This window comes from Bartonella sp. AC62GZZY, assembly GCF_042196525.1.
In the GTDB taxonomy this organism is placed as follows: Bacteria; Pseudomonadota; Alphaproteobacteria; order Rhizobiales; family Rhizobiaceae; genus Bartonella.
In genome coordinates this window covers 1-11,918 of record NZ_JBHIQN010000022.1, presented here as the reverse complement: position 1 = coordinate 11,918, position 11,918 = coordinate 1, and the positions used below count along the sequence as shown (strand labels likewise).

15 protein-coding genes and 2 pseudogenes are annotated in these 11,918 nt (G+C 41.3%); 12 read left to right on the top strand and 5 right to left on the bottom strand.

The window, feature by feature from the left end; genetic code table 11:
- Positions 1–539: antA/AntB antirepressor family protein (locus ACFIML_RS08440; protein ID WP_375687913.1), on the top strand; the 539-nt coding region annotated here is incomplete at its 5' end.
- A gap of 51 nt (positions 540–590) precedes the next feature.
- On the opposite strand, the gene ACFIML_RS08435 is transcribed toward ACFIML_RS08440, so the two are convergent.
- Both ACFIML_RS08435 and ACFIML_RS08430 read right to left on the bottom strand, forming a co-directional pair.
- Positions 591–896, bottom strand: a complete 306-nt coding sequence (locus ACFIML_RS08435) for a BrnA antitoxin family protein (RefSeq protein ID WP_375687911.1) — start codon at positions 894–896, stop codon at positions 591–593.
- Positions 874–1,140, bottom strand: a complete 267-nt coding sequence (locus ACFIML_RS08430; protein ID WP_212112989.1) for a BrnT family toxin — start codon at positions 1,138–1,140, stop codon at positions 874–876. Before ACFIML_RS08430 ends, ACFIML_RS08435 begins: the two co-directional genes overlap by 23 nt.
- 84 nt (positions 1,141–1,224) lie before the next feature.
- Here ACFIML_RS08430 and ACFIML_RS08425 point away from each other — a divergent pair, with 84 nt between their 5' ends.
- From ACFIML_RS08425 to ACFIML_RS08385, 9 genes and pseudogenes are all read left to right on the top strand, one after another.
- Positions 1,225–1,794 (top strand): hypothetical protein, encoded by a 570-nt coding sequence (locus ACFIML_RS08425; RefSeq protein ID WP_375687909.1) that lies wholly within the window; start codon positions 1,225–1,227, stop codon positions 1,792–1,794.
- Positions 1,784–3,730: a phage terminase large subunit family protein gene (locus tag ACFIML_RS08420; protein ID WP_375687907.1), complete on the top strand. Its 1,947-nt coding sequence runs from the start codon at positions 1,784–1,786 to the stop codon at positions 3,728–3,730. The genes ACFIML_RS08425 and ACFIML_RS08420 overlap by 11 nt, the downstream gene beginning before the upstream one ends.
- Positions 3,731–3,733: 3 nt before the next feature.
- A complete protein-coding gene (locus ACFIML_RS08415) occupies positions 3,734–3,982 on the top strand; it encodes a phage head-tail joining protein (RefSeq protein WP_375607156.1) in 249 nt (82 codons plus the stop codon).
- Complete coding sequence (locus tag ACFIML_RS08410; RefSeq protein WP_375607155.1) at positions 3,982–5,526, top strand: phage portal protein; 1,545 nt, start codon at positions 3,982–3,984, stop codon at positions 5,524–5,526. Before ACFIML_RS08415 ends, ACFIML_RS08410 begins: the two co-directional genes overlap by 1 nt.
- Entirely contained in the window at positions 5,516–6,583 is a 1,068-nt protein-coding gene (locus ACFIML_RS08405; RefSeq protein WP_375687905.1) for a S49 family peptidase, read from the top strand. The genes ACFIML_RS08410 and ACFIML_RS08405 overlap by 11 nt, the downstream gene beginning before the upstream one ends.
- Positions 6,466–6,846, top strand: a complete 381-nt coding sequence (locus ACFIML_RS08400; RefSeq protein WP_375687915.1) for a hypothetical protein — start codon at positions 6,466–6,468, stop codon at positions 6,844–6,846. The genes ACFIML_RS08405 and ACFIML_RS08400 overlap by 118 nt, the downstream gene beginning before the upstream one ends.
- Positions 6,843–7,212: pseudogene (locus ACFIML_RS08395) on the top strand (head decoration protein). The gene ACFIML_RS08400 and the pseudogene ACFIML_RS08395 overlap by 4 nt, the downstream one beginning before the upstream one ends.
- 12 nt (positions 7,213–7,224) lie before the next feature.
- Complete coding sequence (locus tag ACFIML_RS08390) at positions 7,225–8,301, top strand: major capsid protein (protein ID WP_375607152.1); 1,077 nt, start codon at positions 7,225–7,227, stop codon at positions 8,299–8,301.
- A 1-nt stretch (position 8,302) separates the two neighbouring features.
- A complete protein-coding gene (locus ACFIML_RS08385; protein ID WP_375687903.1) occupies positions 8,303–8,659 on the top strand; it encodes a hypothetical protein in 357 nt (118 codons plus the stop codon).
- A gap of 27 nt (positions 8,660–8,686) precedes the next feature.
- Here ACFIML_RS08385 and ACFIML_RS08380 read toward each other — a convergent pair whose 3' ends face one another.
- A complete protein-coding gene (locus ACFIML_RS08380; protein ID WP_375687901.1) occupies positions 8,687–9,772 on the bottom strand; it encodes a hypothetical protein in 1,086 nt (361 codons plus the stop codon).
- Positions 9,773–10,239: 467 nt separating this feature from the next.
- On the opposite strand from ACFIML_RS08380, the pseudogene ACFIML_RS08375 reads away from it, so the two are divergent.
- A pseudogene (locus ACFIML_RS08375) lies at positions 10,240–10,797 on the top strand (phage antirepressor KilAC domain-containing protein).
- A complete protein-coding gene (locus ACFIML_RS08370) occupies positions 10,794–11,072 on the top strand; it encodes a hypothetical protein (RefSeq protein ID WP_375687899.1) in 279 nt (92 codons plus the stop codon). Before ACFIML_RS08375 ends, ACFIML_RS08370 begins: the two are co-directional and overlap by 4 nt.
- 41 nt (positions 11,073–11,113) lie before the next feature.
- Here the strand turns inward: ACFIML_RS08370 and ACFIML_RS08365 are convergent, their stop codons facing one another.
- Both ACFIML_RS08365 and ACFIML_RS08360 read right to left on the bottom strand, forming a co-directional pair.
- Positions 11,114–11,410, bottom strand: a complete 297-nt coding sequence (locus ACFIML_RS08365) for a HigA family addiction module antitoxin (protein WP_120100579.1) — start codon at positions 11,408–11,410, stop codon at positions 11,114–11,116.
- A 16-nt stretch (positions 11,411–11,426) separates the two neighbouring features.
- A complete protein-coding gene (locus ACFIML_RS08360; protein WP_375607148.1) occupies positions 11,427–11,741 on the bottom strand; it encodes a type II toxin-antitoxin system RelE/ParE family toxin in 315 nt (104 codons plus the stop codon).
- Between the last annotated feature and the right edge of the window lie 177 nt (positions 11,742–11,918).

Below are 11,918 nucleotides of genomic sequence, written 5' to 3'. Positions count from 1 at the left end.
AAACTGTTAATGCACGTGAATTGCATACGTTTTTGGAAGTTAAATCGGAATTTAGAAATTGGATAAAAAATCGCATTGAGGAGTATGGTTTCCTAGAAAGTAAGGACTTTATAAGTTTCGCTAAAATTTTAGCGAAACCTAATACCTTGCAAGAGAATCAAGGCTTTGTGAGTTTCGGTAAAAATTTACCGAAACCTAAAGGCAGTCGTCCAAGTACAGAATATCACATCACTTTAGACATGGCGAAAGAGCTTTCCATGGTTGAACGTAACGAGAAAGGACGTCAAGCATGCCGTTATTTTATTGAATGTGAAAAGAAACTAAAAAGCCAATCTGTTGATTATTGTGATGATATACGTTTTTCTTTCCCAAAAGATTGGGATAAAATGTCTCCAACTAAAAAGGCTGTTTACATTTATGATCCACTTCATATGCATCTTGTTAAAGCCTTCACGTTGGTAGAAGAGAGCAAACATTATAAAGCTTTAATTAAAGAAGCAAAACAAGTCTTAGAAAGATCTGTCGTAAAAGCTGCTTAGACTTAAAACACATCTCCCCTCCCCGTTCTCAAAAATGGGGAGGTGGTTGGTTTAGCTGCCACTTGCTTTTTTTAAGACTTCACCCATACGTGTTCGCCAGTCTTTTCCTTGTTTTTTAAAAGAGGCAATAACGTTTGGGTCGAGGCGGAGAGTAACCGCTTGTTTAGGAGATTCAACGGGGGGACGCCCACGTTTACGGCGCTCTTCTGTTACATACTTAAAAAAGGAGGCTGGTAAAACGTCTTTAGCTGGCTTTAAGCGTGCAAGTTCTTCATCTGTCAATGGTGGAGAATCCACAGCGTCCCAATCTTCTTTTGCGTAATCACATCCTGCTTCAAAGGTTTTTTTGATAGTCATTGAAAACCTCTCTTTCTTTTTTATTAGCTCGACGAAAGCTGATAATGGATATTGCTTCATTGCCAAGCTTTGCAAAAACAATAACTGTTGTGCCATCCGCAAAATGTCCAATAGCCTTCATGCGGTTTGAATGGGTTGCATCAATAAAAGCATGTTCCCAGTCAAAGTAAATAACATCAGCAAAGTCAAGCTTATGTTTAACAATGTTTAAAGCTCTTTTTGGTTCATCCCACACTATCTTCATATATTTTATGTACACGAAAAATAAAACCTTGTCAATAATTAAAGTGTACAATAATTCGTATAAACCATTCAAAATGGAGCCACTATGAATAAGAAAACTCGTGAGGGGATATCGCTTCGTGCGTTTGCCAAAAAGATGCGTGTTTCTCCTAATGCAGTGGTTTCTCGTCTTAAGACAGGGAAGTTTGATAAGGCTCTTTTTGAAGATGGTTCTGTTAATGAAGCGCTTGCAACAGCTATCTGGAATGAGAATCCAACAAAACGCCCTGCTCCATTTTTAGCACCGGATGGCCAACCGCGAACAAAGATCAAACAAGTCTCTACAGAGGGTGCCAATGAATACAAGATTAAACTGGAGCGAATGCAAGTTGCGCTAGCAAAAGAAAAGATTGCACTTGAACGATTGCGTGAAACAACTGTTGATCGTGAAGAAGTGAGAAAAGAAGCATGGAACTTTGGAAGAGCGCATCGAGATACAATGCTCAATTTTGCCTATCGCTTTGGTACTGAAATTGCGGCGCAAGTGGGATGTGATGCTGCGAGCCTTATTGGAGCTATCGATCATCATATGCGCAAAGCTTTAGTAGAAAATGTCGTCCCTGTTTCTTTTCACGATCCCAACATTTTAGAAGAGAATCCAGAACATGATAAGTGATGCTTCGCCCTCGTCCTCTGATGCTGGGCTCTTTTTTTGCTATGCGAATGAAGGACGCCGTCCTGACCCGCCTTATACTGTTTCCCAGTGGGCTGATAAAAATCGTTATTTGAGCACAGTTACGAGTGCTGAGCCTGGGTTATGGAGGACTATACGTACCCCCTATTTACGAGAGATCATGGATAATCTTTCTGTTTATGATCCGACTGAAACAACGGTTGTGATGAAGGGGGCTCAGATTGGAATGTCGGAAGCAGCGTTGAACTTTTGTGGTTATGCCATTCATCATAGTCCAGGACCTGCCCTTTATGTGATGCCGACCGTTGAGACCGCTAAGAAACTGTCAAAGTCTCGTCTTGATCCGATGATTTCAGCTAGCCCTGCTTTAAGTGAACGCATTGCTCCTGCTCGTGCAAGAGACAGTGGAAATACAATGTTTTCAAAGGAATTTTATGGGGGGACATTGATGATTACAGGAGCAAATAGTGCTGCTGGATTGCGTTCTTCTCCTATTCGCTATTTGGTTTTGGATGAAGTCGATGCTTACCCATTGAATGTCGATAATGAAGGCGATCCTGTAACAATTGCTGAAAAACGAACTTCTGCTTTTATTCAACGTAAAATTTTTAAATTGTCCACGCCGACACACCGTGACACAAGCCGTATCGCCAAGGATTTTATGCTTGGTGACCAGAGATATTACAATGTTCCTTGTGATGCGTGTGGTACGCTACAACCGATTTTTTGGTCACAAATCAAGTGGCAAAAAGGCGCCCCCGAAAAAGCTGTTTTTGTTTGTGCGCATTGTGGTCATGAACATGCCGAACATCGTAAGTCCACCTTAATGGCAGAAGAAAACGGTGCTTGCTGGATCGCAACACAGGAGTCAAGTAAGCCTCGTCTGCGTTCTTACCATATTTCAGCGCTTTATTCCCCATGGCTGACTTGGGGCGATTGTGCGCGCGAATTTTTAAGAGCCAAAGAAGACCCTGCTCTTTTGCAAGTTTTTATTAATACAGTTCTTGGAGAGCCATGGGAGGACAAAACAGGCGAAGTTGTTGACCCTGATAGCCTCTATGCAAAACGCGAAGATTATCCATTGGCACCAGAACAAGCCGTCGTGTTGACAGCAGGCATTGATGTGCAAAATGATCGTTTAGAGCTTGAAGTGGTGGGATGGGGGCGTAGTGAAGAAAGTTGGCATATTGATTATCAAGTGATCCTTGGTGATCCCTCTTCTTTTGAAGTGTGGGACCAATTGGATGAATATCTTGCAAAACGCTGGCCGCATCCAGGCTATAAAGAAGGGATTAGGATAACAGCGGCTTGTATTGATACCGGTGGTGGACATACACAGGCAGTTTATAATTATGTACGCCCGCGTGAGGGGCGGCGTATCTGGGGTATTAAAGGACAGGCGGGACGGCGTGCGGTATGGCCACGCCGACCAAGCAGAAACAATAAAGGACAGATTAATCTTTATATTGTTGGGGTTGATGCCGCAAAAGATATCATTACAGCACGATTTAAAAAATCGGGTCCTGAAGCAACGGGGGCTGGTGCAACACACTTTCACAAAAGCCTTGACCTGGAATATTTTGACCAGCTAACCGCTGAAAGAAAAGTCATCAAATATTTTAAAGGCTTCAAGCGTATTGAATGGCAAAAAAGTGAAAAGGCAAGAAACGAAGCCTTGGACTGTAGGGTCTATGCTTATGCTGCTTTACAAGGTCTGATTTCGGCAGGAATAAACCTTAATCGAGAAGTCGATATCTTAGAAGAGCGTTTGGAAAAACTTAAAATTGAAAGTTCTGTAGAGCAACCAACATCTGGGATTTCTTCATTCACTTCTCCAAGAAGATCTCAGATAGCACAACCTCAAAGGAAACAATCCAGAACAGTGATGAATCCTTATATGCGAGGGGATTGGAGGTGATTTGTGGATGAAACTTTAGGACCATTTAACAGCAAAATTAACAGACTGGAAAGTTTAAAAAGGCGGCGTGAACAAATTGAAGAGGCTCTTTATTCGGGTGCGCAATCAGTGCGTCACGGCGATAAGCAAGTCAGCAACCGCTCTGTTGAGGAACTGCGCAGAGCTCTTGAAATGATCAATACGCAAATAGCGGACCTTGAAGGGCGTAAAGGTTCACGCGTGTTCTATTTTAATATCTCACGAGGCTATTAATGGCTGGCTTTATCAATAAACTTACGGGCTTTTTTACAATTTCTCGTCAACACAATCCCCATTTTGAAGCGGCAAGCAAAAGCCGTCGCATGGGTGGTTTTGATCCCGCAAAAAAACATATCAATAAAGCGATTGAAGAATGCGGTGATACCATTGTTGCCCGTTCAAGATGGCTTTATGACAATGAAGCTCTTTACGGTTCTGCGACTGAAGAATGGGTCTCTGCGGCTGTCAGTGATGGGATTAAACCTTATCCTCGCATTGAAGGTTTTCAAGAAGAAAAGAAAAAGCTTTTAGACTTATGGTGGCAATGGGCTGATGAAGCAGACTACGACGAAGATGCCAGCTTTTATGGGCTGCAAGCAACCATTGCACGAGAGGTCTTTTTAACCGGCGAATGCTTTGTAAGATTGCATTATGTTGACCTTTATGGGCGCTCTGGTGTGCCGCTTCAATTACAAGTTTATCCTACTGAAATGCTGGATCTCACCTATAATGGACCTGCTGAAATTGAAGGCAATTACATTCGTATGGGAATTGAATTCGATGCCAGTGGTAAGCGCGTTGCTTATCATTTCTGGGAACATCATCCCTATGATGATTGTCCTGCAAACAGAGCCTTTAAGAGCCAAGAGCGCATACGTGTGCCTACTGAAATGGTCATTCATATCAAAGAACGCCGGATTGCCGGACAATTGCGCGGTTCTCCCAAAATAACGCGCTGTATGACAAAGATCTTTCAACTCGAATCCTATGATGATGCAGAACTTGATCGAAAAAGGACGGCGGCTCTTTTCGCGGCGTTTGTCAAGGACAATTCCCCAAACGTCGCAAAATTATCCGATAATCGTGATAAAAACGACGTTGAAGAAGAATACGAAGCACCTGCCATTGCACCCGGTGCATCTCTTTATTTAGGAGAGAATAAAGAGGTTACATTCTCTAACCCTGTTGAGGTTGGAGGTTCTTATGAGGCTTTCCAATTTCGCAATATTTCAAAAATTTGCTCGGCTCTCAATATGCCTTATGCCGTTGTGACTGGAGACGTTACGCGCGGTAATTTTTCCAATGTGCGAACCTCTATCATTCAGTTTAGACGGCATGTCAAACAATGGCGTGAACATATCATTGCCTTTCAGTTTAACCGCATTGTTTGGGAACGTTTTGTTGAAATGGCAGTACTTTCTGGACGCGTTCACTTACCCGGATGGGAAGAAAATTCCTTGCCATGGCTTCAATGTGAAAGCTTTGCGCCCCCGCTTGAAATGATTGATCCAAACAAGGATATCACGGCAGAAAAAGAAGAAATTCGTGCTGGCTTGAAAACACGACGCATGGCGCTTGCCGAGCGCGGCTTTGATATCGACAGCATTCATGCCGAACTGCAAGAAGAGCACACAGACGCTCGTGCACGCGGCTTATCTTTTGACACGGATATGGCAGCGCCTTCTGGTGAAAATCAAGCGATTGGTGATGAAGATTCAGAGACTTCTGAGACTTATGAAAACAACCAAGACAGTAAGGCGCAGACAAATGGTGAATAATCTCGACATGCCGTTTTTGGCATCACGGCTTTTTGGAGTTCCACACATGCTTGCCTCCACAAAGCTTGATATTATTCTCAATGCTCTTGCTCCACGGCTTTTTGCAAGTGAAAAGTTTCCCATTGAAGCTTATTCGCAAGGGAGTACAGAAGCTTTAAGACCACCAGAAACCTATGTGGTGCAAAACAATGTTGCTATAATACCGGTTCATGGCACGCTTGTACGCCGCGGTGCATGGCTTGGAGCTTTATCGGGATTGACGTCTTATGAAGGGTTAAGGGCTTCTTTTCGTGAAGCCATGGCACAGCCTGATGTTCATGCCGTCTTACTTGATATTGACAGTGGTGGTGGAGAAGCCGGTGGCATCTTTGATTTGGTTGAAGAGTTTCAAACCCTTTCAAAACAATATAACAAACCCATTTGGGCGCATGCCAATGAATTTGCTTGTTCTGCAGCTTATGCCATTGCTTGTGCGGCTTCTCAAATATGGGTTGCACGCACCGGTGTTGTAGGCTCGATTGGGGTTGTTTGCGCCCATCTTGACCAATCTCGTGCAGATGAGCAACACGGGCTTAAATGGACCTTCGTTTTTGAAGGTGATCACAAAACCCATGGCAATCCTCACGAACCCTTGAGCGATACAGCACAAATAAAAATGCAAGCCGATTGCGCCCTGCTCTACGAAATGTTTGTCGATTGGGTTGCAAAAAACAGACGCTTAAATGCTGCTGCAATTCGTGACACAAAAGCAGAAACTTTTATAGGCACCCAAGCTTTAGAGCTTGGATTAGCAGATGCGCAGGGCACCCTTGCGCAAGCTTTGGAAGCCTTAACGGATTCCATATCACAAAACCCAACATCAACAAAAGAAGGAAAAAACACATGGCACGCACACAATACCGCGCCCAAGAAGAGGATGACGAAAAGATCGTCGACATCATCAATGACGAGGAAGAGGACGAAGACGATAGTGACATCGACAAAAACGCCGAAGACTTCGACGATGAAGAAGAAAACGAAGACGAAGATGAGGACGAAAATAAACCAGAAAGCATAAAAGCTGCTCTTGAAAAGGAAAGAAAACGTGGCAAGGCACTAACAACCCTTGAAAGGCAAGCAAAGCACTTAGGCGTTTCTTTTGATGCCGCAAAAGCCATTAAAAGCGGCATGAATGTTGAGAAAGCAAAAAATGTTGTTTTAACTGCTGCTGTCTCGAAAAGTTCATCTTTTAAATTATCACCCACGGTTCCTCACAGTGATGGAACGAGCAAGGCAAAAATTCATACAAAATGGGAAACAGCTTGGAGGGCAATAAAATGAATAATATTATTTATGAAGACGTACGCAATGGCGCTTATCTTGGACCCTACGATACGGATATGTCAAACGAAGAAGTGGTTTTTGCATCAGGAGCCTTCATTGAAGCAGGAACTGTCATGGGGAAAATTACAGCATCAGAAAAATATGCCCCCCTTAATCCAGCAGCATCAGATGGCAGCCAAATCCCTGCTGGAATTTCTTTTGCCACTGTTGATGCCTCTCAAGCCGATCAACGTGCCGTAATGACAGCACGCTTATGCACTGTAAAAGCTTCTGAATTGCTATGGCCAGATGCCCATTACAGATGAACAAAAAAGTGCTGCCATTCAGTTTCTCGAAGACCATAACAATATTTTATTGCGATAGGAGAATGCGCACATGGATATGAACTTTTTTAAACACGACGCTTTCTCTGCCACCACAATGATGAAAGCGATTGAAAACTATGAGTTTCAACCGGGACTTATTAGTTCTCTTGATCTTTTTGAGGAAGTGGAAACAAGCACCACAGTGGTTGGTATTGAAAGACGTGACAATACATTGTCCTTGATTCAAACCAGTGAACGTGGCGCACCTTTGGCAGAAGGTGATAGAGATGGGCGTAATCTTCGGTTTTTCAAAACAACACGGATTGCCAAAAGTGACACGGTGAAATCAGAGGAAATCCAAAACCGGCGTGAATTTGGGACAGAAGATCAACTCGAGACGGCAATGAAATATATTGCCAGAAAACAAAAGAAACTGATTTCTGAAATCGAATTGACATGGGAAAACATGCAACTTGGCGCTGTTCAAGGGGTGGTTCTTGATGCCGATGGTTCAGTGATTGTTGATTGGTACAAGGAATGGGAAATCGCACCACCAAAGCCGATTGACTTTAAATTAAATAATGAAACAACCAATGTTGCTGATCATGTTGATCAAGTCATTATGAAAATGATTGAAGCTTCAAAGGGAGCATTCACTGATCGTTCACGCATTATTGGGCTTTGTGGAAATGAGTTTTTCTCCAAATTGAAAAACCATAAAACAATTCGTGAGACTTATCTCAACACAGCTCTTGCACAAACTTTGAATAGTGCTGGAGGAGTTGCAACACCAAGTTCGATTGGCTCTGGGAGCTTTGGTAGCTTTGACTTTGCGGGTGTGACTTTCATTAATTACCGGAGTATTCATAACTATAATGTGAGTGCGAAGGCTGGAACAAAGCGCGCCATAGGCATTAAGCCTGATGAATGTCAATTCTTGCCTGCCAATGCACCGGGAGTGTTTCAAAAAACCTTTTCTCCTGGAGAAAGCTTGGATTTTGCCAACACGGTTGGAAAACCGCTCTACACTATGTTGATCGTTGATAACGACCGTAATGCATGGGTAAAGCCGGAGGTATACAGCTATCCGCTTTATATTTGCACGCGTCCTGAAATGCTCTTTAAAGCGGTCAGTGAAGGAAAATAACATGCGATGGCATGGGTTGCTTAATAAAATGATTCAAGACGTGCGCAACACTTTTGGGCAACCCGTCATCTACACGCGAAAGGATAATCAACAATCATTTCAAATTACAGCGATTTACACCATTAAACATTCGGAATCGGACGCCGGTGGCAGAATCTCTACCACAATTGCAAGAAAGGAACTTGATCTTTGTATTAATGATATCGGGGGAGTCCCACCAAAACCTCAAGATAGTATTGTGATCATCTCTCCTGAAAACAACAAAGACCCCTCTTCTCAAGAGCAATTCGTGATCACAGATGTCCAAGCCTCTGAATCCGGTATGTATAAGCTTATCTTGCGGGAGCTAAAACAATGAGGAACCTTTGTCTTATGTGTTTCAAAATCAATAAGGCTGCCCAAGAGCTCGGATTACTGCTGCAAACCTTGGATTTGGAATAGCACTAAATCGGTAATTCCATGGTGCGCCGGTACGGTGACTGATGTGACATCCTTGGTATGTTATAGTTACTGATGCAATTCTTGCCCAAGTAGTCCTTTCATTATCTTCAGGGCTTTCAAACACAATAGCTTGATTTGTTACTAAAAGACGTCCTAAAATCGGAGTCTTTTCGCCAATATCGAGGGTAACGCGTTCTTGAACTCCCAATAGTTTTTCATTTTGTACTAAACGATAATCATATTCACTTGCGTCAAGTTCTTGAAACATGTCACATGCTTCCTCAAAATTAGAGGGAGGAATATCTGATTGCCACAGAGCAACTTCTTGCTCAAAGCTTTTTTCCTTTTTTGTCTCACGATAAGCAATAATAACAAAAATTAAAACAATAAGAATGGGTACTAATAACCATGGCGTAATAGTTACTGTTACCAAAATGCCTCCAATCAGTAGAGCACAAAGGAGAACGATCTGTCCCCTCTTTTCTAACCGTTTTTTTTTAAGTTCCGGCAACATTTTATTAATAACTGATAAATCAGAAGAAAGATGGATATGGGGGGGAGGCATTAAAACCTGCTCTGAAACTTTTTCTTTAAAACGTTTGTTACGTTTATCTTGCCAATGAACAAAAATAGACAATGCAATAAATGCAAAGAAAATTAACCTGAACCATCCCCAAAAACCTAGACCATCATTTTCGTCTGACTTTTTATCTTGAACATGGATACTTTGCCTATCAATATTCTCAGGTAGTGCCTGTGTCACGCTTTCATTTTGAGTAGCAACATCTATTAATAAAGTAGAGGAGGAGGAAAAAATTTCATTATTGTATGCAACTTGATCTGGTTTGATTTTGTGAAAAAAAAACGCACCTAATATTGCAGAGCCGAGAAATAATAAGACTCCAATGCCAAGGGTTTTCAATCCATTTTTACGCCATTTTTTTATACACACTAAAACAAGTCCGACAACCATCACCGGTAACGACAACAAACATACGATCATCGCAATTGTGTCAAGTATGTCGAGCATTATTTTCCCCTCCACTATAAATAAAAAACTAAGCTGGAAAATCTAAAGTGAGTCGACAAATAAAGTAAATATGTGCTTATGATTTTTAGAAAAAAGTGATATTATTACAGGAGTATGAATAATCGAAACAGGAACCTAACGAACACCTTAAATACTAAGCGGACAAGCTACCAAGATAGTTTATTTTCGCACATTAAAGGCTTTGACCCATTGTATGTTACTCGCATATAGTGATCTTGTGGGGTTGGTTATGCTATAAAACACCTTCACAGAAAAACATAACGACGGACTTACTACCGTGTTTTTCAGTGCTCGGCTCTTCCTAATTAAAGAGTCAATGAAAAATGTCTAAGTAGTAAGGAGTTCATCATGAATACTCTATAGAAATTAAAGAACAAACTATTGGCCAAGTAAACAGTTCAAACTGTTAACGCACGTGAATTATATTGCGTTTTTGGAAATAAAGTCTGAATTTAGAAAACGGTGGAAAAGAAAAAGAATACCACATTACATTAGACATGGCTAAACGTCTTTCGATGATAGAGCATAATGACAAAGGGCATGAGGCACGTCAATACTTTATCAAATGTGAACGGCTTTTGAAACAAGTAGCAACACCGCAAATTGACTACTCCAAACCCGAAGCATTGCTTTGTGTCTTGAATCACTTACAAAATCAAATAGAATAGAAAGACCATGTTATTGCAGAATTAGCACCAAAAGCAGAAACACTTGATGATTTAAAACGCTCTGATGGTTTGTTTGGTTTGATAGAAGCAGCAAAGATATTAGAGGTACGACCTAAGGACTTAACTGATTACTTGCTTAAACATGATTGGGTGTATCGACGGGCTCCAGGGGCTCCTTTGTTACCTTATCAGGACAAGATCAAGAAAGGATTTATGGATTGTTCTGCTATTACCATTCAAAGACCGGATGGTACAGAAAAGGTGCTCCCTTCAACGAAAATCACAACCAGAGGATTAGCATGTTTAAGAGAGCAAATTCACGGAGGTGTGCAATGAATACCAATATCGATTTTTTGTGCGATTTATGGATGGCATTGTTTCAGTTTTCCAATCATCACAGCATTGGAGATGAAAATTGTAATGCTATAGTTGAGGTTATGGAATTAATAGAAAAGGTTCTAGTTTTAAAACTTCAAAATGACGTACCCAATATTACAAAGATCTTGGCAATTCTTACAGATTTTGGAGCTTCAGAATTACCGCATAGCATGGATTCCTTGTTGCGCGCTTATGAACCAAATTTCGAGAACCCCATTAGAAAGGTTGCTTAAGGTGAAACATTTCCTTCCCCACTTCAAAGGTGGGGAGATGGTTAAATTGTACATTCAAATTTATTAATTTTGGCAAATTCATCTGCTTTTTCTGCTTGTAAAATATGAACATCATAAGCAGCTTGCATATTAAGCCAGAACTCAGCTGTCGTATCAAAAAAAGAAGCCAGTCTGAGAGCCGTATCAGGAGTTATTGGACTATTTTCCGCAACAATACGTTCTATCCTCGTGCGTGGAACATTCAATGCTTTTGCAAGAGCATAAGCAGACAGAGCATATTCTTTTAAATATTCCTCCCGTAAAATTTCTCCTGGATGTATTGCAATATAATTTTTCATCTCAACCTCCTATAGATCAATGATAATCTACAATTTCAACTTCATAGACGCCATTAGTACGCCATTCAAAACAAAGACGAAACTGGTTATTAATACGAATAGAATATTGACCTTTACGCTCTCCTTTCAATGCTTCTAAATGATTTCCTGGAGGACTGCGTAAATCTTTAAGATCAACTGCTTTATCGAGCATAAACAATTTTCTTTGTGCTATGCGTACCAATGTTGCAGGAAAACCTTTGGGCGTCTTGCCTTCTAAAAGATCTTTACACCGCTTATCCGCAAAAGATTCAATCACCAAATCACCTCTATTCGTTCTTTTACGTATCATAACATGATACCAGTTTTAAGAAAAGGATAAATATTGAATGACAGAAACATTGATACATCCCCGTGAGACGATAAGAGAAACATTTGTTGCGTTGATAAAGGCAGCAAAAACAGTAGCTGGTGATAATGTTTTCAATATGCGCGATTTCAATTTATTTATTGAAGCAATGCCAGCTAT